This is a genomic window from uncultured Aquimarina sp. (assembly GCF_947492965.1).
Lineage (GTDB): Bacteria > Bacteroidota > Bacteroidia > Flavobacteriales > Flavobacteriaceae > Aquimarina.
Window position 1 is genome coordinate 107,423 of record NZ_CANLOZ010000001.1, and the last position, 19,757, is coordinate 127,179.

Here is a 19,757-nt window from a genome sequence, read left to right on the forward strand (position 1 = left end):
TCTTCAATCAAATAAGATTGTATTAACTCAAATCATGGAGATGTTAACGGATATCAACTTTAGTAAAAGGATCAAGATTTGATGTAAATGCGTTCATACTTTACATCTTCTCCATTTAATTTTGATTTGATCTTAGAAAGTAATAGCTCATTATACCAAGAAGTAAATGAGTTTAGATTTCATTTTCACGATGTAATGAACTCTTAAAAGAATATAAAATGAAAAACAAAATTCAAACAAATTTCCCTTTTACAGGAGAAGTTTTAAATACATATGATCTTTTTACAGATGATCAAATAGAAAATGCGTTAGAAAAGTCAGCTGAGACTTTTACCTCTTGGAGAAAAGTTACTCTAAAAGAAAAAGTAGAGATTCTTGCGCGATTATCTGATATTTTAGAAGAGAATAAAAAGGTATGTGCCAATCTAATTACTTTAGAAATGGGAAAACCTTTTAAGCAAAGCATTGCAGAAATAGATAAGTGTATTTGGCTGATAAATTTTTATGCAAAAAATGCAGAACAATTTTTATCAGATGAACTTATCGAAACTGATGCAGAAGAAAGTTTTATCAGCAAGGATCCTTTGGGAATCATATTTGGAATCATGCCTTGGAATTATCCTTTTTGGCAAGCTTTACGATTTGCTATACCTACGATAACAGCAGGAAATACCATTGTACTAAAACATGCTAATAATGTTTTAGGATCTGCTTTAATGATTGAAGATATTTTTAGAAAAGCAGGATATCCTGAATATTGTTTTCAAACCATAATTGCCACTCACGACCAAGTTGAAGATATCATAGCTGATGATCGTATAAAAGGAGTAAGTTTTACTGGTAGCGAAAAGGCAGGGAAGAAAATTGCGGAGCTTGCAGGAAAATATCTTAAAAAAATAGTCCTTGAACTTGGAGGAAGTAATGCCTGTATCATATCAGAAGATGCTGATTTAGATAAGTATATAGATACAATTGTTAAAGCTAGACTTCAGAATACCGGACAAAGTTGTATCGCAGCTAAACGATATATCGTAGAAGAAAAAATTTATGATAAGTTTTTAGAATATTACAATAATGGAATTCAAAAATTAAAGTTTGGAGACCCGCTACATCATGAAACGGATATTGCTACTATGGCAAGAGAAGATCTTGCAGAAGAAGTGGAACAACAGATTACTGAATCCGTAAATAAAGGTGCAAAAATTTTCATTGGTGGTAAACGAGATAAAGCTTACATAGAGCCTACTATTCTAACAGATGTTACTCCTGATATGCCAGTTTTTAATGAAGAGGTATTTGGTCCGGTAGCATCGATAATCAAAGCAGAAAACCTAAAGCATGCGATACAATTAGCATCAAACTCTAAATACGGCTTAGGTACAATGGTTTTTACCGAAGACCAGCAAAAAGTAAGAGAATTAATTAGTGAGATTCCCGATGGAGCGCTATTCGTTAATGAAATGGTTAAATCGGACCCTCGATTACCTTTTGGTGGTACTAAAGCCTCTGGTTATGGTAGAGAACTTTCCAAAGAGGGAATATTAGAGTTTGTAAATAAAAAGACAGTTTATATAAAATAATTTAAAAAAGAAAAATACCTATATGAAATTTATAAAAGACGAAAATGAAGAAAGAAGAGATTACATTTTTCAAAAAAATAAGAAAACAAAACTGGGAGCTAAGTTCATACTTCTTGTATTAGCATTCTTAATTGTAGGAGTAGTTGCCTCTGGAATTTTTTTAGAATACTTGTAGTAGATTAAAATTTTCAAATGCGTCAATGTTGCTATGAAATAAGATAACATACCCTGTTTAGTCGTAGTATTTTTGATGTGAAGTTAAATGATGTTGAATTTTAAAAATAAAAAATGATCAAGAAAATAATATATATGTTTTTACTAAGTCCGATGATGATGTTCGCACAGAAGACTACGGTAGAACTCGCAGCGTTTGATGAGTTAAAAGTGTATGATGCTATCAATGTTACATTAATTAAAGCGGCAGAGAATAAAGCTGTCATTACTGGTGATGATGTCGACCAAGTAGCAATTGTTTCTAAAAATGGTAGAGTAAAAGTAAAAATGGAGATTGATAATATTCTCGATGGGAAAGATACCAACGTTACCATTTACCATACAGAAGATCTTGCCCTTATTGATGCAAATGAAAATTCGGTGATTACTTCAAATAGTACTATAGAATCAAAGTACATAACTATTAGAGCCCAAGAAGGTGCTGAAATAGATTTAAAAGTTAATGCAAAAAACTTGGATTCGAAAGCAGTATCAGGAGGAAAGATTAGTATTTCGGGTGATGTACCAAATCAGGATGTCTTAGTACGAACAGGAGGAAAATATTTTGCAAAGAAATTATCCGCAGAACAAACAGATGTTACAGTTCTTGCTGGAGGAAAAGCTTATATAAATAGTGATGAGTACGTGGATGCGAGTGTAACCGCTGGAGGCATCATTGAAATCTATGGAAATCCCGAAAAAGTAAAACAAGATAAGACCTTAGGTGGATCGATTGTGATCCGTAAGTAATTGTGTATGTTGATTCATAATTAAGTTTGATTGATGATGATTAAAGGGAGATTGAATTTGGGGTATTCATCTCCCTTTTTTCTTGAAAAGAAGAATAATAAGGTTTATAAAGAATAAAAAAAATGGCAAAAATAATAGAAGTTAAAATAGACAGAATACCAGATTTTATTGAAGTTGATGATGATAAAACAAATGAGGTGCTTATTCATACAGAACTTGAATTTCATCCACTAGATATAGCAACAAATATGGAGTATATATTACATCTTTTTGTATACGATGTACATGGTAAGAAAGATGTTCCAGTATTGATTTCTAATTGGGATGATACAAAGGTCTTAAGAGTGGCTAGAGATGATAGAAGAGATGATTTCTTATGTAAAGAAAGTGTGCTTATCAGATCAAGCGAAATCAATAAAAAAAGTGTAACCATAAAGACACCAATGATTTTGAAATTAGGGAAACTGCAAGAAAACACTTCGGTGTATACCAGAAAATTTGAAGTGTTTGCGACCATGATACCTGCTGTTGACCGTGTATCTAATTGGTCTAAACCATTTGAGTCTCAATTAGTATTTAAAAGTAAATAATAAGAATATGAACGTTTCGGAACAACTTTTATCGATATTACAAAATGAAGGAGTAAGACATATTTTTGGTGTGGCTGGAGATGCCCTAAACCCATTAGTTGATGCTATCGCAAAACAAGATGTGGTACAATGGGTAGGTGTTAATCATGAAGGAAATGGCTCATATGCTGCTTTTGCACAAGGAGAACTTGGTAATAATTTTGGAGTGTGTGCAAGTACTGTAGGACCTGGAGCATTACACCTTATTAATGGGTTGTATAATGCAAAAAAGGAGAGAACACCAGTAATTGCTATAACAGGTCAGGTTCCTGTAGAGTTCTTAGGAACAAATTATCATCAGGAAGCAGATTTACAGAAAATATTTGATGATGTATGCGAGTATCAAGCAATCGTACGATCACCAGAAGAGGCTCCAAGAGTGATTCTGAGAGCAATTAAAATTGCTATTAATCATAATTGTGTTTGTAGAATCGAACTTCCTGGTGATATAGCTCAAATGAAAGCTAAAAATCACGATTATATCCATAAAGTTTTTAGATCCAAAAGTAATATCATACCACAAAATGATGAATTGATCGAAGCCGTAAATTTAATTAATGAAGCATCTACAGTAGGGATATTAGCTGGAGCGGGATGTAGAGATGCGAAGCAAGAAGTGCTAGCATTATCCAAAAAGCTAAAAGCACCAATTACCCATTCATTAAGAGCGTCTGATATTTTTGATCATTCTACACAAAATGTAGTAGGATTAACAGGCTTGATTGGAAATCCTTCGGGATATAAAGCAGTGATGGATTGTGACTTACTTTTAATGCTAGGTACCGATTTTCCATATAGCGATTTCTTACCCGAAAACACCAAAATCATTCAGGTGGATATAAGACCAGAGAATTTAGGAAATAGATGTCCTATTAATCTTGGTCTTCATGGCGATATTAAATCTACGATAGAGAGTCTGTTACTAAATACAACTGATAAAGAAGATGATACTTTCTTAAAAAAATTGAAACAACAATTTGAAGAGTGGAAAGAAGGAAATAGAGACAAAGCAGATCCATCACGAGATATGGAACCATTACATCCACAAATATTTGCGAAAGCAATAAGTGATACAGCATCTGATGATGCCATTTTTACGATAGATACAGGAACGGCGGCAATTTGGGCTTCAAACTTTATGAATTTTAATGCAGAAAGACGAGTAATAGGATCATTTAATCATGGTTCTATGGCTGTAGGATTACCCTCAGCAATAGGAGCGCAGCTTTTACATACCGATCGAGAAGTATGGAGCCTTGTTGGAGATGGAGCTTTTAATATGTCATTACAAGATTTTTCTACAGCAGTACATAATAATCTTCCCATTAAAATTATAGTTTTTAATAATTCACAATTGGGGTTTGTAAAAATAGAAATGGAAGAAGCAGGATTAGCTCCTAACATGGACGCATTAAAAGTCAATAACTTCAATTTTGCTGAGTATGCTAAACTATGCGGAGGAGACGGTATTAGAGTAGAAAAAGCGAAAGATATTCTTGCTGCAGTCACATTAGCGAAAAAGTCAAGTAAGCCATTTGTGATAGATGCTGTAGTTACAAATGCAGAGCTATCATTACCACCTAAAATAGGTTTTGAAGAAGTAAAAGGCTTTGGCATGTCAAAGATAAAAGAAGTGCTAAGAGCGTTTAATGGAGAAAAAGAACAATGGGAAAATATCAAAGAGGAGGTTGAAGCATATTTTGATTAAATCGATAAAAAATTATATACATATGGACATAGAGAATTTGGGGTTAACAAAAGAAAATTGGGAATATTTCTTAAAATGGGTTTGGGATTTCGTGCCGAGTCTTCTATCTGCTATTGTAATTTTCTTTATAGGTATATGGGTTATTAACCTTTTTAGTAAAGGATTAAGGAAGTTTTTTCAGAAAAGAGATTATGATGAAACCTTAGAACGATTTTTATATGATCTAATTAATTTAGGGTTAAAAGTATTATTAATCATACTAGTAATAACTCAGTTAGGAGTCCAAACATCGTCTCTGGTTGCAATATTGGGAGCTGCTGGTTTGGCTGTTGGATTAGCACTGCAAGGTTCTCTGGCAAACTTTGCCGGTGGCGTGTTAATTTTGTTTTTTAAACCTTTTAAAATTGGTGATTTTATAGAAGCGCAAGGAACATCAGGAACAGTGAAAGAGATTACTATTTTTACTACTAAACTAAATACTTTTGGGAATCAATTAGTCATAATTCCAAACGGGAAACTATCTAATGACAACATCACAAACTATTCAGCAGAAAATAAAAGACGAAATAAAATAGACATCGGAATTTCTTATAGTAGTAATATTAAACAAGCGAAGGATATACTATTAGGGCTAGTGAATGAGCAAGAAGCGGTAATCAAAGATCCCTTACCCGAAGTAGTAGTTTCTTCTTTAGGGGACAGTTCGGTGTCTTTATCCATACGTTATTGGGCATCAAATGAGGATTTTTGGGCGATACATTTTTACACAATGGAGCAAGCTAAAAAGAGACTTGAAGAAAATGGAATTTCTATACCTTTCCCACAACGTGAAGTTAGAATCCTGAGTACTACAACTAATGAAATGAAATAAAACCTTTAAAATATATTATGATGAGTGATAGACCAAGAATTAAAAACGAGGCACAGTATGAGGCGCTGCGCGAAAAAGGATATAGTAAAGAAAAATCAGCTAGAATTGCAAACACTCCAGATAGCGGTACAAAAGGAGGAAAAGCAACAAATTATGAAGACCGAACAAAAGATGAGTTATATGAACAAGCAAAGGATATCGGTATTGAAGGAAGATCAAAAATGAACAAGGAAGAGCTTATTGATGCATTACGAAATAATTAAACTTGGTTTTCTATTGGAAAGAAAAACATAAGTAGAATATTTAAATTTATAGATCAGAGTTTATCTGTTATACTCTGTCCAATAGGAAATTACTTTTGGTAATTTCTCTTTCAGATCTAAATAATTTTTAGGTTTTGTAATATAGCTATTGCCTCCTAATAAATATGTTTCCTTAATCTCTTCAGGTCTTTCAGAAGAGCTTAGAATTATAACAGGTACATTTTTTATCTGTTTTTTGTTTCTTAGGTAATTCAAAACCTCTAAACCGTTCATTTTAGGTAGTTTTATGTCCATAAGAATGCATTTTGGAGGATGAGTAATAAATTCTGAGGACTCAAAAAACTGAATTGCAGATTCACCATCTTCTAGGTATTTTATCTCACAATCCTTCATTTCTTTTTCGACAACACGTCTCATTAATTCTATATCAGTTCGGCTATCTTCTACAGAGACTATATAAGGTCTATTCATTTTCATAACATTTTTACAAGACAGGAAGTAACATTTATTTCCTTTCTTATCATATTCTCCAAGAATTATATATTTAGTTTCCTGGATTTGATGTAATTCAATTTGGTTAAAAATACCAAAAAATATGATTTTAAAGTTTTTGATATTTCCTTACAAATAGTAACAACAAAAATAAGTAAGACTTTCTCTAATGTTATTGTGAAAAATATAGATGTTAGCTTGATTGCTAATTGTTTGTAATTGGGAAATATAATTTGAATTCTGAACCGACTCCTTTTTCGCTCATTGCGGATATAGAACCATGATGTGTTTGCATGATTTTATGGCAAATCGCTAGACCTATACCTGTTCCTTTATATTGTGTTTTTTCATGAAGACGGTGAAATAGCTTAAAAATAGACTCTTTGTGTTTTGGGTCAAAACCTATACCATTGTCTTTAAAAGTGATTTCTAAGAAATGAGATGATGAATTCTCTAGATTTTCGGATAAATTATGATGTATCCAAAGTTCAGGAATAGCGTTAGTTTTTCTATATTTTATAGCATTAGAAATCAGATTTACAAATACTTGTTTGATTAGAAACGGTATTCCATATATTTCTGGAAAATTAATAGTATGAATTTGCACCTGATGTTTACTAATTTCTTCTTCTAGTTCTATGAATGCATCTTGAAGAATGGTATTCAAATCAATTTTTTCAAAAGGAAGCTGCCTTTTTCCAATGCTAGAATAGTCTAGAAGATGAAGAATAAGTTGCTGCATTCTCTCCGAAGAATCGCTTATTTTATCTAGATAGTTAAGAATTTTATCAGGAATCGTTTCTTGATCTACGTTAAGTATGCGTGAAATGAACATTCTTATTTTTCGTAACGGTTCTTGTAGGTCATGACTAGCAATATGGTTAAATGAATCTAGTTCTTCATTTATGGTGAGAAGCTCTTGATTTTTTTCCTTTAGTAGTTTTTCGGATTTGATTTCTTCGGTAACATTTCGAATAACCCCTAGCATCATTTGGCCGTCTCTTGAAGGAATAAAATGAGCGTTTAAAGAAAAATATAAAAGCGTATGATCATTTTGTATAGAAAATTCAAACGGAGGTAATACATCCTCATACTGCAAAATCTCAATTAGTGAACGAAGTTTAGCACTTTTTTGTTCATCCAAAAAGCAAAATACTCCTTCATTTTGAAGGCATTTCGCATCAATTGTGTCTTTAAAAAGTTCTCTTATGTTTTCTGAGAAGACCCAAATGTTTTTGTTGATATTCCACCTAAAACTAGCAGTTTTTGATATCTGTTCTGAGTCATTAAGGATCGTATTTTGAAACTCTAAATGACGTAAAGAATCTCTTAATTGAGCTTCCACTTTTTTTAGTTTGCTGATATCTTTAGAGGTAACAATAATACCATTGTTTTGTTTGATCACCTTACCTTCTAACCAAACAGTCTTTTCTTCAAATTCAAATTCTCGTTCATAAGTTATCTCAAAATTTTCCTTATTGTAACAGGCAGTATATATTTCGAAAAGACCGTTTTCAAAAATTACAGGAAAAATTTCTGAAGCACTCTTGTTAATTAACAAATCAATACTTGATTTTATATATTTTTCAAAATTATTGGTGATATACACTAATTTAAAATCAACAAGTTGTTCTTGTTCAAAAATTGGTGTAAAATAACTAATAATACTTTCTGAGCGATCAATAAGTGATTGTAAAAATTCTGTAGATTCTACGTCTATAGTAAGTGCAATATGATCATTTTTATGAGTCAAAAACGTATGATTTTATCAAGCTAAAATTAATTTTAAAAAGAAGAGAACAAATTACAACATTATTGCCTAATAGAGATAAAGTTTATGTCTAAATTTTGAAGATCAGCTCTTTAAAAACATCGTATTAATGGCTGATTTTAGTAAAGAAAATAAATTGACTCAATAATGATATGAATAACCTCAATACAGTTAAACATAAATATGTAAAATATAGAATGATTGATTATATTTGTTTAATCTTTTAAGATTATAATTAAACGTTTGGTAACAAAATTAATGTTCTAATTCATGAAGTTTTATCTAAAATACGATATGGATGTAATTTTCAGAAAGACTTTAGAACAACAGCTAAGCAATTTGCAGGTGGCTTATAAGATCAATGGTTTAGGCGAGATAGAGTTTTTGCAATCGTTGAGCGCAGAAAAGGTAAAAGAGCTTACGGTTTTACTTTCGGTTTATGGAATAGAAATCATCAATGATCATAAGAGTGAAATTGTCCAAAGAATTAAAGATGCGATTTCGGAAATGGTACTAGATACTTCTTCCGAAAGAAATCATAAGTTATCAGAGTATTTGCCGAACAAATTAGGATATTCTTATACTTATTTGTCTAGCTTATTTTCAGAAAGCACCTATACTTCTTTAGAAAATTTTTTAATTATAAAACGTATCGATAGAGTAAAGCAAATGTTGGTTCATGAAAAGTTAACACTTTCACAGATAGCATTTGAGTTAGGTTATAGCAGTAATGCTCATGTATCAGCTCAATTTAAAAAAATAACAGGATTGACTCCCACGGTTTTTCAAAAAATTATTAAAAAACGTTCTGAGAACAAAACATCATTTAAGCAATCTTAATTTTGGTAAAATGTATCTAGATAGACTCCATATAGCATTAGTAGAAGATGACGAGGACGATAGAATGTTTTTTAAGGATGCTATAGACGAGATCCAAATGAAGACAAATCTTTTGCTTTTTGGGAATGGACAAGAGTTCTTGGATCATATTTTACTTCCTGGTCAATCTCTACCTCATTTGGTGTTTTTGGATCTCAATATGCCTATAAAAAACGGGATAGAATGTTTAGAAGAATTAAGAGCTCAAGAGCGATTCAAAAATTTATCTATAGCGATCTATTCTACTTCCTCTTCTGATCAAGATATAGAGGACACTTTTATCAAAGGTGCCAATATATATATCAATAAACCAAATGACTTTAATAAACTGAAATCTGTCATTTCAGAGGTTTTAAAGATTAATTGGCAATATCATACTTCTAATTTAAGTCGAGAAAACTTTCTTTTAAGAGTTTAATCTTTTGATTGTAAGTCGTTTATTCTTTCTGTAGTGGTAATTATATAACATTTTCCAAAAATTATATAATACTATTTTTTGTGTTGTTTAAGAAATTTACATAAAAAATAAACAAGATTCCTATGAAGACTAAACATTATGCAAGGGTAAGCAGAATCTTTAAAGATTTAAAAAATTATCCAAACAGCTCTGTTATAAATAGTGATAACAGTTCATCTGATAGAACATCAGTTAAATCCGTAAAAGTCGATTTTTTATCTAATCCTGGGATTTGAATCATCTTTTTTAGAAACTCTTAAACACAATCAATCTTAAAAATTTCGAAACGTTATGAAAGCTTCAGAAAATAAATCAATCATTTCTAGTAAATATCTGGATGCGTTGGCTTCTACTTTAAACATAGATTTTCCGGGTGATCAAAATGATGTTGTATTGCCCATACATTCAGAAAAAGCATTCGGGCATGTTAATTTTTTCTCCTCTGGAAATTATAAATGGTATACTGAAATAAATATTAATTGTCATGTAGATATTAAGGTTCCGCTACTGGAGGATAGTTTAGGGTTGATTCATTTTATATATTGTTCCAAAGGAAGTGTTACACATGAATTAGATGGAAATAAGCAGATGTTGAACGAATTTCAAACAGCCATCATATACGATAAGAAATTGTCTTATCTTTCGTTCACCGAAGGTGAGGAGGCAAAGGTTGTTATCATATCAGTAGCAAAGCCTAGTAGTGTTTTGTTTTCGAATATTGCCCGGGATATTCATAACTTATTCGAAGGCAAATTGGTAAATGAAAAGTTTAGTTATTATGGATCCTCTAATCTTAAAATTTCCGAAGAGGTCGCAAAGATAAATACTACCAATAAAAAAGGGCTTGTAAAAAAATTATATGTTGAAAGTATCATCCAGATGATTTTGGCAATGGAAATTCAGCATCATCAAAAAGATTTAGATTCTCAAAATGAATTATACGGAGTGTTAACCCTTAGAGAACAAAAGATCGTTAAAGAAGTTGCAAAAGAAATACGTGAAAATTGTGATTATCCTTTCTCTATCAAATACCTGATGGATCAAACAGGACTTTCTGCTGCTAAACTACAAGATGGATTTAAGATGTTATATAATCGAACTGTTACTGATTATGTGAAAAATACGAGAATAGAAAAAGCTGAAAACTTAATAAAGACAACAGATCTCAATATATCGGAAATTGTTTATAGCATAGGATTTACGAGCAGAAGCTATTTTTCTAAAATTTTTAAAGAAAAATACAATTGTAGTCCGCGACATTATCAAGAGAGATCTAGAGATTACTCCTTTTCGAGAATTGCATAAACCATAAAGCTTATTCCAACAAAATGACCGCATGAAGATGCGGTCATTTTGTTGTAGTGGATGTTAGCGAGCTAACTAATAAGCTTTCATTCCTTCTTTTCTTCTTTCCAGTTGATCTTTTAAATCTCGGATTGTTTCATTGATAGCATCGATAAAATTATTTTCATCGGAGGAGGCATAAATTCTTGGTCCAGGAGCACTTAATCGTATACCACAATGATGAGCTTTTTCATTATTGGAGGCATTCGTTTTCTTGAAAAAGATATCTGCTCTAATCACAAAAGGAAATTTTTCTTCGATCATATCGAGCTTATCTTTTACCTGCGTTTCTAGGCGGTCACTAGCACTAATGTTAGTATATTCAAAAATGGTTTTCATTATATAATTTTTTGTAGATTATCTATTTATCTCATGATTTATTAAAGATTAGGAATTAATCATTTAGATTTTTAAGAGGTTGATTATTGTTTTGTTCTAAACCATTTTCAGATGAATATAGTCCATTAGTTATGGTGCCGTAGTTCCCATTAAACGTAAACTCTCGTTGTAACATTCGAGTTCGTTTAGAAGGATCTTCTTGATCTCTTAAATCTTCAGGAAGATCATCTGGATTTCCTCCATAATATCCCAGAGCAATGGCGGTAGCTATGTGATACTCATCAGGAAAATTAAATTCCTTTTTCGCTTTTTCATAATTTACACCTGCCATTTGGTGTAATCCTATTCCCAAATGTTGAGCCTGAGCTGTAATGTTTCCAACAAAAAGGCCTAGATCATGTAGCGCATGAAAGTTCTCTTCGCCTTCATCTGTTGTTTTTTTGAAGGCAGTTAATAAAAGTACTGGCGCATTTGTTGCCCATGATTTATTAAAATCACTAAGACAGGCTTCTATTCTTTTGTAAGTTGAACTGCCTTTAATAGCCCAAATGATTCTCCATGGTTGTCTGTTATACGAACTAGGAGCCCACCTTCCTGCTTCAAAAAGAGTTCTTAATTCCAATTCGGATACCGGAGTTTCTGAGAAAACTCTAGGTGAATAGCGCTCTTTTAATATTGGTAGTATGTCAAATTTTGTTTCTTTTTCTTCTGCAATTATGTTTCCCATATGTAATGTTTTAAATTATGTGTAACCTAGAATGGTTACGACGAGTAGTGAAGTAATAAGCCGTGTAAGAAAGGTCAAATAGCTTGATCTTTCTTACACTTATATGCTTATAAAATATGATTACAACTTTCTCGCGAGTGTTCTGTTGTTATGCATTAACAACTTGTTCTTCATGTTTACCTTCGCATAGTTCTTCGATAACTTTATCGATAAAAGCTGGTAAATCATTAGGATTTCGACTAGTGGTAAGACCACTGTCTACAACTACAGCTTCATCTTTCCATTTAGCACCTGCATTGATAACATCATCTTTAATAGAATGGTAGGAAGTAACTTCTCTATTTTCAATTACTCCTGCACTAATTAATAGCCAAGGAGCATGACATATAGCTGCCACTGGTTTCCCGCTTTTAAAGAAAGACCTAATAAATTCTAATGCATCATTATTTGTTCTTAAGATATCTGGATTTATAACACCACCTGGTAAAACTAGCGTATGATAGTGTGATGAATTTGCATCAGCTAATGTTTTATCCACTTTAATGGATTTTCCCCAATTACCGTCTTCCCAACTTTTTATCTCTCCAGTAGTATCAGATATGATATGTACTTCAGCTCCTTCTTTTTTTAAAGCGTTATAAGGCTCAAATAATTCCGAAGCTTCAAATCCATTTGTAGCAAGAATAGCTACGTTTTTGTTTTCTAATTTCATAGGTTTTAATTTTTTACAGTTTATGCTATTTTCTGTAAAGGTACTTGTAACCTATTGTTATCGGGTGCTTAAAAAAGAGAGAAGTTAACTCATATGCTGGTAACGTAATTTTTAGGTCAGATATATTTGATTTTTGAATTCAGTAAAGTTTAGGTAAGATTTTTTAAAAAATCATTACCAATAAAAATGATACTCCATATAGTATTATGGAACCTATTAGTAATAGGAATAAGGATTTAGTTAGTTTCTTTTTGAAATTGATTTTGTTCGGCATGTAAATTTTATAATTGTGGTTAACCAGTTATTACAAATAATAACCTAACGCATAATAACTTCTTTTACTGCTAGAGTCAAGAGTTTTAACAGGGTTTAACCATTTTTTGTTATAATTATGAGAATGGCTTAGTACTACTTGATTTAGAATAAAAAATGTATGACGCTTCCTTTTTTAGATGAATTAGAATTTTAGTGTCAACATAATTAATCATCAATCTTTATACATCAAAATTTGATCTTCTTCAATGATTACTTGGATTGATGTAGTACAGGAAACCTATCTAAAACAAAAAAGTCCAACATTTCTGTTGGACTTTTGCTCCCCCTCTTGGGCTCGAACCAAGGACCCTTTGATTAACAGTCAAATGCTCTAACCAACTGAGCTAAGGAGGAATATGCTTTTGCAAATGTAGAGTGTTTTTCTCTTTTGCGAGTGCAAATATATACTAATTTTTGATACTCAAAAAGTTTTTTTTAATTTTTTATCATTTTCCGAAAATTGCACGATAAATATCGTTACCATTTGCGAAAAGAAGTAAAGCGATTAAGATTACAAAACCTACTAGTTGCGCATACTCCATAAATTTATCATTTGGCTTTCTTCCTGCGATAATTTCATATAATAAAAACATTACATGTCCACCATCCAATGCAGGAATTGGTAGAATATTCATAAATGCTAAAATAATCGAAATAAAAGCGGTTGTACTCCAAAAAGCTGCCCAATCCCAAACAGGAGGGAATAAATTACCGATAGCAGCGAAACCACCTATTTGCGTAGCTCCTTTTTTTGTAAATACATATTTAAATTGTGCGATATAGTCGTGTAATTTCCAATAACTATAATCGAACCCTTTTCCAATACTTTCTACAAAAGAATATTGTTCTCTATTAATTTTATAAAAAACAGGATAAACACCAATAGTTCCTTTTTCATCGGTCTTAACAGAAATTGTCTGTTCCGATCCATCTCTAAGAAAAGTGATATCGATTTTTTGATCTTCTTTTGGTTTTACTTCTTTTTGAAATTCATTCCACCATGTTATTTTCGTACCATTCACTGATAAAATTTCGTCTCCATTTCTTAAACCTGCTTTGTAAGCTGGTCTATCAGCTACTACTGTATCTAATATTGGTTTAAGTCGGATATCAAATGGCTCCATTACTCCTTCTTGGAACATAGTTTTACCTATATCTTCTGGAAGGTCAATAGTTTTTGTGCTACCATCAGCTGATAACACAGTAATATTTTGAACATCTCTTAAAAAGAGAAACATATTGATATCGGTAGCATCTTTAAAGTCTTCTCCATTTACTTTTAGAATTCTATCTCCATCTCTGAAACCGTATTTTTCAAAGATTTCAGCCACTTCATATCCATCAGGAATATCTTCCATAGAAACGTAAGATGTACCCCAAGTGAAAATGATAGCCATATAGATTAAGAACCCTAGAATAATATTCACAGTTACTCCACCAAGCATAATAATCAATCGCTGCCAAGCAGGTTTAGATCTAAATTCCCAAGGTTGTGGAGGACCTGCCATTTGTTCTTTATCCATGCTCTCATCTATCATTCCAGAAATTTTGACATAACCGCCTAAGGGTAACCAACCGATTCCGTAAACAGTTTCGCCAATTTTTTTCTTAAATAGAGAGTATTTTACATCAAAAAACAAGTAGAATTTTTCTACTCGAGTTTTAAATAATTTAGCAGGAATAAAGTGTCCTAATTCGTGTAAAACGATTAAAATGGACAAACTTAATAATAGCTGTAATGCTTTTACAATTATTGGACTCATAGGGTCTAATTCAAAATTAAATCACGCAAAAGTAACCTTTTAGACTAGTTTATAAAAGAAATCAGGTCTACAGATGTAGGTTTTAGTATTTTTTTAGCGAAAACAATAATTTCTTATACGATAAACCTCGTAATTTTGTTCTTCTTAAAAAAACAGGTATGCTTCGCTTTTTTTCCAAGTACAAATTCTTTGCCATTGTACTATTTGTATTATCTGCAATTATAATTTCAATTATTTATTCTATTCTAAAACCTAAACGCGTTCTTAGAGTGTATGAACCAGATATGGTAGCTACTGAATTAGTAGATAGCACCGTACAACACGTTCGTAAGTATCATAAAATTGCAGATTTTAGTTTATGGAATCAAAATGGTAAGAATATTACACAAGCAGATTATAACGATAAAATTTATGTAGCAGATTTCTTTTTCACTACATGTCAGACAATTTGTCCAATTATGACAGATCACATGAAGTTAATTCAGAATAGATTAAAAAAAGACTCTGAAGTAAAGCTACTATCGCACACAGTAATTCCAGAAACAGATGATGTGCCGCAATTGAAGGAGTATGCAAAACGAAAAGGTGTTGATGATACCAGATGGAACCTAGTTACCGGAGATAAAAAACAAATTTATGATCTGGCACGTAAGTCTTACTTAGTTGCGAAATCATATGGAGATGGTGGACCTTATGATATGATTCATACCGAAAACTTTGTATTGGTTGACAAAAAGAAGCGAATAAGAGGGTTTTATGATGGTACAGATTTAGAGGAAATAGAACGTTTGTTAGAAGATATAGAGGTTTTAAAAGAAGAAAACGTAAAATAACACAGCCGCCATATGTTATTGGTAAGCCTGACAGCTGTGTTTCTAGGGATTACTCATAAATTTTCTCAATTACTTGCTTATCACGGTTACTTAATCCGTTTCGTTGTACTGTGAACGTACTTCCATCTTTTTTAACTATGGTAGGCAACCCATTGTTAGAGAAAAAATAAGAACCATACATCATCACTGAATTGAAATTAAATCTAGTTGTTTTCACATCAGGGTAACTCTTTTTAACGAAATTACCTTCCTTTCCTTCTTCAATATTTTCCCAATTGATAGCGACAAATTTGTTCCTTTGAGGATGAGATTGTTCGTGAAACATACCAATAGCATGTCCAATTTCATGAATCGTATTTCCTGTAGTGCAGCCATTACCAAGAGAAATAGTTTGTTTCCCTCCTTTCATTCCAATACGAGAGGAACAACCTCCATTATTAGTAAAATATATATAATTGTTTTCTTGTGGATTATAGTTCCTGTTTATAAAACGTATTTTGGTATTAGCTTCCCAATGAGAAATAGCTTGCATCACACGTTGTTTATTGGGTAAATCATCATCTATTGAATACGTTACCAAATAAATGTTTCCGTATTTTGGCCATCTTTTGGCAGGGTTGTTTGGGATTGTACCTTTAGAAGAACTATTGGATGTAGCTATTTGCTCTTCAGATAAAATCATATCACCAAGAATATATTTTCCATCGGTATATTTGAAATCAACATAAGACCCAAAAAAAGATTTAGTTACTATTGTTGGTTTTTCTTTAGACAAAGGCTGATAGAATTCGTTAGATTCCTCGGAATATGGTTTCAAATGTCCTACAACTTCATCACTATTTTCTTGCTGACAGGAAGTTAAAAAAAGCAAGACACCTACGTAAAATAATAAAGCTAGATTTTTCATAATTAATAATTTTGAAAGATTTTAAGTATTATTACCATTCTGGTTCAAGACCAATGGTAAATGAAGTAGGAGTGCATCTAGTATATGAAACAAGAATTCCATCTTCATTTACATAACAGATTAGTTTTTCGTCCCACCCATCAGGACAATCCGGTCTCCAAGGTGGTAAGTTTTCTGCAGTAGGGATGACTAGTTTGTCGAAGACATCAACCTTTCCATCTAACGAAGAAATTGTAAAACTTGTAATAAAAGCATTGCGCAATCTATAGGATAGTTTACTTCCTGTTTTTTCGTTTCTTGCTACGAGGTATTCACCATCTTTCTTTGGTATTCTAACGGTATATTCATCATACTTTTCAATTTTATCAGCTTTATCATCATTAAACAAGTTGATGTTTTCTGAATCTACACTATTCTTTTCACAAGAAGAGATAACTACAACGAAGCAAATTGAGAATACCTGAAGTAGTAGGTTTTTAAGATTTTTCATTGTTATAGGTTTTAATTACAAATAGAATTTTTTCTTACTCTATTGAAGGCTTTTCAGTTTCCGCCTGTTTCTAAATTTAGATGGGTTGAAAGTAATTTCGATTTCTGGTATCAGTGTCCGAGAATTTTGAATTTCAAGGATTTCGGACTGTTTTTGAGGTGAAACACCTTTTTCTAATAGGATACAGACCCTTTTATGAAAGTATTCCAAAAAATATCATAAAACCTTGTATTAATCATGTACATAGTTTTCTCAATAGAGTTTTTTCCATTACTTTTGCCTTGTTTAAAATTATTCTAAATAAAGCTTGAAAGTCACCATTGCACATCTCAAAAAAGGTCAACGAGGATTGATTAAAGAAATTACTTCGGATACGATTCCTCTTAAGTTGCTGGAAATGGGTTGTTTACCTGGTAACGAAGTGCAGTTGGTTCAAACAGCTCCCTTTCAATGCCCAATGTATCTTACAATTAATGGTAGTCACCTAGCCATTCGAAAAGAGATCGCTTCACAAATAGAAATTGAAATTATTTAACCAGATTACTTTTTATGGCTAAGCAGATTAAAGTTTCACTTATAGGAAACCCGAATACGGGTAAAACGTCTGTTTTTAATTTGCTTACAGGGTTAAACCAACAAGTTGGTAATTATCCTGGTATTACGGTTGAAAAAAAAGAAGGTATTTGTAAACTACCAAGAGGAGTAAAAGCTCATATCTTAGATTTGCCAGGAACTTATAGTCTTAATGCATCTTCATTAGATGAGAATGTGGTGATAGAAATATTACTCAATAGAAAGGATAAAGATTTTCCGGATGTAGCTGTGGTAGTAACGGATGTAGAAAACCTGAAAAGAAATTTATTACTATTTACTCAAATTAAGGATTTAGAAATCCCAACAATTCTGGTCATTAATATGGCAGATCGTATGAGTAAAACAGGTATTTCCTTGGATATTCCATTGCTAGAAAAAGAGTTGAATACAAAGATTGCATTAATAAGTGCTAGAAAAAATCAAGGTATAGATGAGCTAAAGGAATTAATTCTATCCTATAAAACACTCCCAGTAAAACCTTGTCTCAATGCGTTAAGTTTTGATCCTGATTATTTTGGAAGACTTCAAAAGGCTTTTCCAGATCAATCTTTGTATAAACTATGGTTGGTAATTACTCAGGATGTAAATTTCAGAAAAGTAGAAAAAAAGAAACTGTCTATATCACCAGATTTTGAAATTAAATCAGAGAGTGAATTAAAACGATTTCAGCAAAAAGAAACTATAAAGAGATATCAGTTTATTAATCAGGTGCTCAAAAAAGGTCTCTTTGTAGACGAAAAATCTGCTACTGGATTACGTGCTCGGCTGGATAGAGTATTGACCCACAGATTTTGGGGCTATTTTATATTTTTTGCAATCCTATTATTAATATTTCAAGCTATCTATGATTGGTCTTCTTATCCAATGGACCTAATAGATGAGGGATTTGCTTGGTTAAGTGAGAGTACTAAATCTTTATTACCTGCAGGACCTTTTGTAGATCTTATTACAGATGGTATTATTCCGGGATTAGGAGGAATTGTCATTTTCATTCCGCAAATAGCATTTTTATTTCTCTTTATTTCCATTTTAGAAGAAAGTGGTTACATGAGTCGTGTTGTTTTTCTTATGGATAGGGTAATGCGAAAATTTGGGCTCAGTGGAAAAAGTGTTGTTCCATTAGTATCAGGAACAGCTTGTGCTATTCCGGCCGTTATGGCTACAAGAAATATTGAAAATTGGAAAGAAAGATTAATAACGATTTTGGTAGTCCCATTTACAACTTGTTCTGCAAGATTACCAGTGTATCTAATTATTATTTCCCTTGTGATTCCTAATAAAAAAGTAGGATGGGTGTTTAGTTATCAAAGTTTAACGCTTATGCTATTGTATTTTATAGGATTTGGAGGAGCGGTAGGAGCAGCCTGGATATTGAATAAGGTACTTAAAACAAAAAGTAAAAACTACTTTGTAATAGAAATGCCTGGTTACAAAGTTCCTTTATTAAAAAATGTGCTTATTAACGTTGTAGAAAAGACGAAAGCGTTTGTTTTTGGTGCTGGAAAGATCATTATGGCACTTTCTATTATTCTTTGGGTATTTGCGAGTTTCGGCCCTAATGATCAATTTAGTAATGCAGAAGAAATTGTTACTGCAGAATATCCAAACTTATCTCAAGAAGAATTAGATCAGAAAATTGCATCTCACAAACTAGAATATTCGTTTATAGGTTATGCAGGAAAGGCTATTGAACCTATCGTAGCGCCTTTAGGGTATGATTGGAAAATAGGTATTGGAATTATTAGTTCTTTTGCGGCTCGTGAAGTTTTTGTGGGAACACTAGCTACTATTTATAGTGTAGGAAGTGATGAAGAAGAAACTATAAAAAATAGAATGGCTGCCGAAGTACATCCGGTTACTGGCACTCCATTATTTAATTTAGCAAGTGGAATTTCATTATTATTGTTCTATGCTTTTGCAATGCAATGCATGAGTACTTTAGCAATTGTAAAAAGGGAAACTAACGGTTGGAAATGGCCAATGACACAACTTGTCTTTATGAGTGTTTTAGCATATAGCGTAGCACTTATTGCATATCAAGTTTTAAAATAGCATATTTTCTGCTAGTATAAATGTATTATAAATATGAAGACGATAAGTTTTTGTATTTTTAAACGACT

21 protein-coding genes and 1 tRNA gene are annotated in these 19,757 nt (G+C 32.0%); 13 read left to right on the forward strand and 9 right to left on the reverse strand.

The features are described from left to right. The first annotated feature begins 218 nt into the window (after positions 1 to 218). From Q1B37_RS00515 to Q1B37_RS00545, 7 genes are all read left to right on the forward strand, one after another. The gene (locus Q1B37_RS00515; RefSeq protein WP_299894225.1) at positions 219 to 1,580 is read left to right on the forward strand and encodes an NAD-dependent succinate-semialdehyde dehydrogenase; all 1,362 of its coding nucleotides are present in this window, start codon (positions 219 to 221) and stop codon (positions 1,578 to 1,580) included. 22 nt (positions 1,581 to 1,602) lie between these two features. Next, positions 1,603 to 1,755 (forward strand): hypothetical protein, encoded by a 153-nt coding sequence (locus Q1B37_RS00520; protein WP_299604537.1) that lies wholly within the window; start codon positions 1,603 to 1,605, stop codon positions 1,753 to 1,755. A gap of 113 nt (positions 1,756 to 1,868) precedes the next feature. Beyond that, entirely contained in the window at positions 1,869 to 2,543 is a 675-nt protein-coding gene (locus Q1B37_RS00525) for a head GIN domain-containing protein (protein WP_299894227.1), read from the forward strand. A 122-nt stretch (positions 2,544 to 2,665) separates the two neighbouring features. Beyond that, positions 2,666 to 3,133, forward strand: coding sequence for a hypothetical protein (locus tag Q1B37_RS00530; RefSeq protein ID WP_299894228.1), 468 nt, complete (start codon positions 2,666 to 2,668; stop codon positions 3,131 to 3,133). A 7-nt stretch (positions 3,134 to 3,140) separates the two neighbouring features. Further along, positions 3,141 to 4,880 (forward strand): thiamine pyrophosphate-dependent enzyme, encoded by a 1,740-nt coding sequence (locus Q1B37_RS00535; protein WP_299894230.1) that lies wholly within the window; start codon positions 3,141 to 3,143, stop codon positions 4,878 to 4,880. 22 nt (positions 4,881 to 4,902) lie between these two features. Next, on the forward strand, positions 4,903 to 5,751 hold the full coding sequence (locus Q1B37_RS00540; protein ID WP_299894233.1) for a mechanosensitive ion channel domain-containing protein: 849 nt from the start codon (positions 4,903 to 4,905) through the stop codon (positions 5,749 to 5,751). 20 nt (positions 5,752 to 5,771) lie between these two features. Continuing rightward, the gene (locus tag Q1B37_RS00545; protein WP_299604527.1) at positions 5,772 to 6,014 is read left to right on the forward strand and encodes a Rho termination factor N-terminal domain-containing protein; all 243 of its coding nucleotides are present in this window, start codon (positions 5,772 to 5,774) and stop codon (positions 6,012 to 6,014) included. Positions 6,015 to 6,074: 60 nt separating this feature from the next. Here the strand turns inward: Q1B37_RS00545 and Q1B37_RS00550 are convergent, their stop codons facing one another. Beyond that, positions 6,075 to 6,485, reverse strand: coding sequence for a response regulator (locus Q1B37_RS00550; protein ID WP_299604525.1), 411 nt, complete (start codon positions 6,483 to 6,485; stop codon positions 6,075 to 6,077). Between the two features lie 226 nt (positions 6,486 to 6,711). Beyond that, positions 6,712 to 8,259 carry an ATP-binding protein gene (locus Q1B37_RS00555; protein WP_299894236.1) on the reverse strand — a complete coding sequence of 516 codons (1,548 nt, stop codon included), beginning with the start codon at positions 8,257 to 8,259 and terminating at the stop codon, positions 6,712 to 6,714. Between the two features lie 288 nt (positions 8,260 to 8,547). On the opposite strand from Q1B37_RS00555, the gene Q1B37_RS00560 reads away from it, so the two are divergent. From Q1B37_RS00560 to Q1B37_RS00570, 3 genes are all read left to right on the forward strand, one after another. Further along, positions 8,548 to 9,117 carry an AraC family transcriptional regulator gene (locus Q1B37_RS00560; RefSeq protein ID WP_299894239.1) on the forward strand — a complete coding sequence of 190 codons (570 nt, stop codon included), beginning with the start codon at positions 8,548 to 8,550 and terminating at the stop codon, positions 9,115 to 9,117. Positions 9,118 to 9,127: 10 nt separating this feature from the next. Further along, the gene (locus tag Q1B37_RS00565) at positions 9,128 to 9,574 is read left to right on the forward strand and encodes a response regulator (RefSeq protein ID WP_299604518.1); all 447 of its coding nucleotides are present in this window, start codon (positions 9,128 to 9,130) and stop codon (positions 9,572 to 9,574) included. Positions 9,575 to 9,904: 330 nt separating this feature from the next. Then, a complete protein-coding gene (locus tag Q1B37_RS00570; RefSeq protein WP_299894242.1) occupies positions 9,905 to 10,918 on the forward strand; it encodes an AraC family transcriptional regulator in 1,014 nt (337 codons plus the stop codon). Between the two features lie 75 nt (positions 10,919 to 10,993). Here Q1B37_RS00570 and Q1B37_RS00575 read toward each other — a convergent pair whose 3' ends face one another. From Q1B37_RS00575 to rseP, 5 genes are all read right to left on the reverse strand, one after another. Further along, on the reverse strand, positions 10,994 to 11,296 hold the full coding sequence (locus Q1B37_RS00575) for an HPF/RaiA family ribosome-associated protein (protein WP_299894244.1): 303 nt from the start codon (positions 11,294 to 11,296) through the stop codon (positions 10,994 to 10,996). Between the two features lie 55 nt (positions 11,297 to 11,351). Continuing rightward, positions 11,352 to 12,023 (reverse strand): nitroreductase family protein, encoded by a 672-nt coding sequence (locus tag Q1B37_RS00580; protein WP_299894246.1) that lies wholly within the window; start codon positions 12,021 to 12,023, stop codon positions 11,352 to 11,354. Positions 12,024 to 12,171: 148 nt separating this feature from the next. Further along, complete coding sequence (locus Q1B37_RS00585) at positions 12,172 to 12,735, reverse strand: type 1 glutamine amidotransferase domain-containing protein (RefSeq protein ID WP_299894248.1); 564 nt, start codon at positions 12,733 to 12,735, stop codon at positions 12,172 to 12,174. 595 nt (positions 12,736 to 13,330) lie between these two features. Beyond that, positions 13,331 to 13,404 (reverse strand) — tRNA-Asn (locus Q1B37_RS00590). Positions 13,405 to 13,496: 92 nt separating this feature from the next. Further along, positions 13,497 to 14,813 (reverse strand): RIP metalloprotease RseP, encoded by a 1,317-nt coding sequence (gene rseP, locus Q1B37_RS00595; RefSeq protein WP_299894249.1) that lies wholly within the window; start codon positions 14,811 to 14,813, stop codon positions 13,497 to 13,499. Between the two features lie 158 nt (positions 14,814 to 14,971). On the opposite strand from rseP, the gene Q1B37_RS00600 reads away from it, so the two are divergent. Next, positions 14,972 to 15,646 carry an SCO family protein gene (locus Q1B37_RS00600; RefSeq protein WP_299894251.1) on the forward strand — a complete coding sequence of 225 codons (675 nt, stop codon included), beginning with the start codon at positions 14,972 to 14,974 and terminating at the stop codon, positions 15,644 to 15,646. A 49-nt stretch (positions 15,647 to 15,695) separates the two neighbouring features. Here the strand turns inward: Q1B37_RS00600 and Q1B37_RS00605 are convergent, their stop codons facing one another. Both Q1B37_RS00605 and Q1B37_RS00610 read right to left on the reverse strand, forming a co-directional pair. Next, positions 15,696 to 16,553 (reverse strand): M12 family metallopeptidase, encoded by an 858-nt coding sequence (locus tag Q1B37_RS00605; protein ID WP_299894252.1) that lies wholly within the window; start codon positions 16,551 to 16,553, stop codon positions 15,696 to 15,698. Positions 16,554 to 16,584: 31 nt separating this feature from the next. Next, a complete protein-coding gene (locus tag Q1B37_RS00610; RefSeq protein ID WP_299894254.1) occupies positions 16,585 to 17,043 on the reverse strand; it encodes a hypothetical protein in 459 nt (152 codons plus the stop codon). Positions 17,044 to 17,350: 307 nt separating this feature from the next. On the opposite strand from Q1B37_RS00610, the gene Q1B37_RS00615 reads away from it, so the two are divergent. Beyond that, the gene (locus tag Q1B37_RS00615; protein ID WP_299604494.1) at positions 17,351 to 17,578 is read left to right on the forward strand and encodes a FeoA family protein; all 228 of its coding nucleotides are present in this window, start codon (positions 17,351 to 17,353) and stop codon (positions 17,576 to 17,578) included. A 14-nt stretch (positions 17,579 to 17,592) separates the two neighbouring features. Then, entirely contained in the window at positions 17,593 to 19,689 is a 2,097-nt protein-coding gene (gene feoB, locus Q1B37_RS00620) for a ferrous iron transport protein B (protein ID WP_299894256.1), read from the forward strand. Positions 19,690 to 19,757: the final 68 nt, after the last annotated feature.

What these genes read in the sequence shown, in the direction of transcription:
- Q1B37_RS00525 (WP_299894227.1), top strand. Translation starts at nt 1,869, where the DNA reads ATGATCAAGAAAATAATATATATGTTTTTACTAAGTCCGATGATGATG.
- Q1B37_RS00560 (WP_299894239.1), top strand. Translation starts at nt 8,548, where the DNA reads ATGAAGTTTTATCTAAAATACGATATGGATGTAATTTTCAGAAAGACT.
- Q1B37_RS00535 (WP_299894230.1), top strand. Translation starts at nt 3,141, where the DNA reads ATGAACGTTTCGGAACAACTTTTATCGATATTACAAAATGAAGGAGTA.
- Q1B37_RS00545 (WP_299604527.1), top strand. Translation starts at nt 5,772, where the DNA reads ATGAGTGATAGACCAAGAATTAAAAACGAGGCACAGTATGAGGCGCTG.
- Q1B37_RS00540 (WP_299894233.1), top strand. Translation starts at nt 4,903, where the DNA reads ATGGACATAGAGAATTTGGGGTTAACAAAAGAAAATTGGGAATATTTC.
- Q1B37_RS00565 (WP_299604518.1), top strand. Translation starts at nt 9,128, where the DNA reads ATGTATCTAGATAGACTCCATATAGCATTAGTAGAAGATGACGAGGAC.
- rseP (WP_299894249.1), bottom strand. Translation starts at nt 14,813, where the DNA reads ATGAGTCCAATAATTGTAAAAGCATTACAGCTATTATTAAGTTTGTCC.
- Q1B37_RS00520 (WP_299604537.1), top strand. Translation starts at nt 1,603, where the DNA reads ATGAAATTTATAAAAGACGAAAATGAAGAAAGAAGAGATTACATTTTT.
- Q1B37_RS00610 (WP_299894254.1), bottom strand. Translation starts at nt 17,043, where the DNA reads ATGAAAAATCTTAAAAACCTACTACTTCAGGTATTCTCAATTTGCTTC.
- Q1B37_RS00530 (WP_299894228.1), top strand. Translation starts at nt 2,666, where the DNA reads ATGGCAAAAATAATAGAAGTTAAAATAGACAGAATACCAGATTTTATT.
- feoB (WP_299894256.1), top strand. Translation starts at nt 17,593, where the DNA reads ATGGCTAAGCAGATTAAAGTTTCACTTATAGGAAACCCGAATACGGGT.
- Q1B37_RS00580 (WP_299894246.1), bottom strand. Translation starts at nt 12,023, where the DNA reads ATGGGAAACATAATTGCAGAAGAAAAAGAAACAAAATTTGACATACTA.
- Q1B37_RS00570 (WP_299894242.1), top strand. Translation starts at nt 9,905, where the DNA reads ATGAAAGCTTCAGAAAATAAATCAATCATTTCTAGTAAATATCTGGAT.
- Q1B37_RS00605 (WP_299894252.1), bottom strand. Translation starts at nt 16,553, where the DNA reads ATGAAAAATCTAGCTTTATTATTTTACGTAGGTGTCTTGCTTTTTTTA.
- Q1B37_RS00575 (WP_299894244.1), bottom strand. Translation starts at nt 11,296, where the DNA reads ATGAAAACCATTTTTGAATATACTAACATTAGTGCTAGTGACCGCCTA.
- Q1B37_RS00585 (WP_299894248.1), bottom strand. Translation starts at nt 12,735, where the DNA reads ATGAAATTAGAAAACAAAAACGTAGCTATTCTTGCTACAAATGGATTT.
- Q1B37_RS00515 (WP_299894225.1), top strand. Translation starts at nt 219, where the DNA reads ATGAAAAACAAAATTCAAACAAATTTCCCTTTTACAGGAGAAGTTTTA.
- Q1B37_RS00600 (WP_299894251.1), top strand. Translation starts at nt 14,972, where the DNA reads ATGCTTCGCTTTTTTTCCAAGTACAAATTCTTTGCCATTGTACTATTT.
- Q1B37_RS00550 (WP_299604525.1), bottom strand. Translation starts at nt 6,485, where the DNA reads ATGAATAGACCTTATATAGTCTCTGTAGAAGATAGCCGAACTGATATA.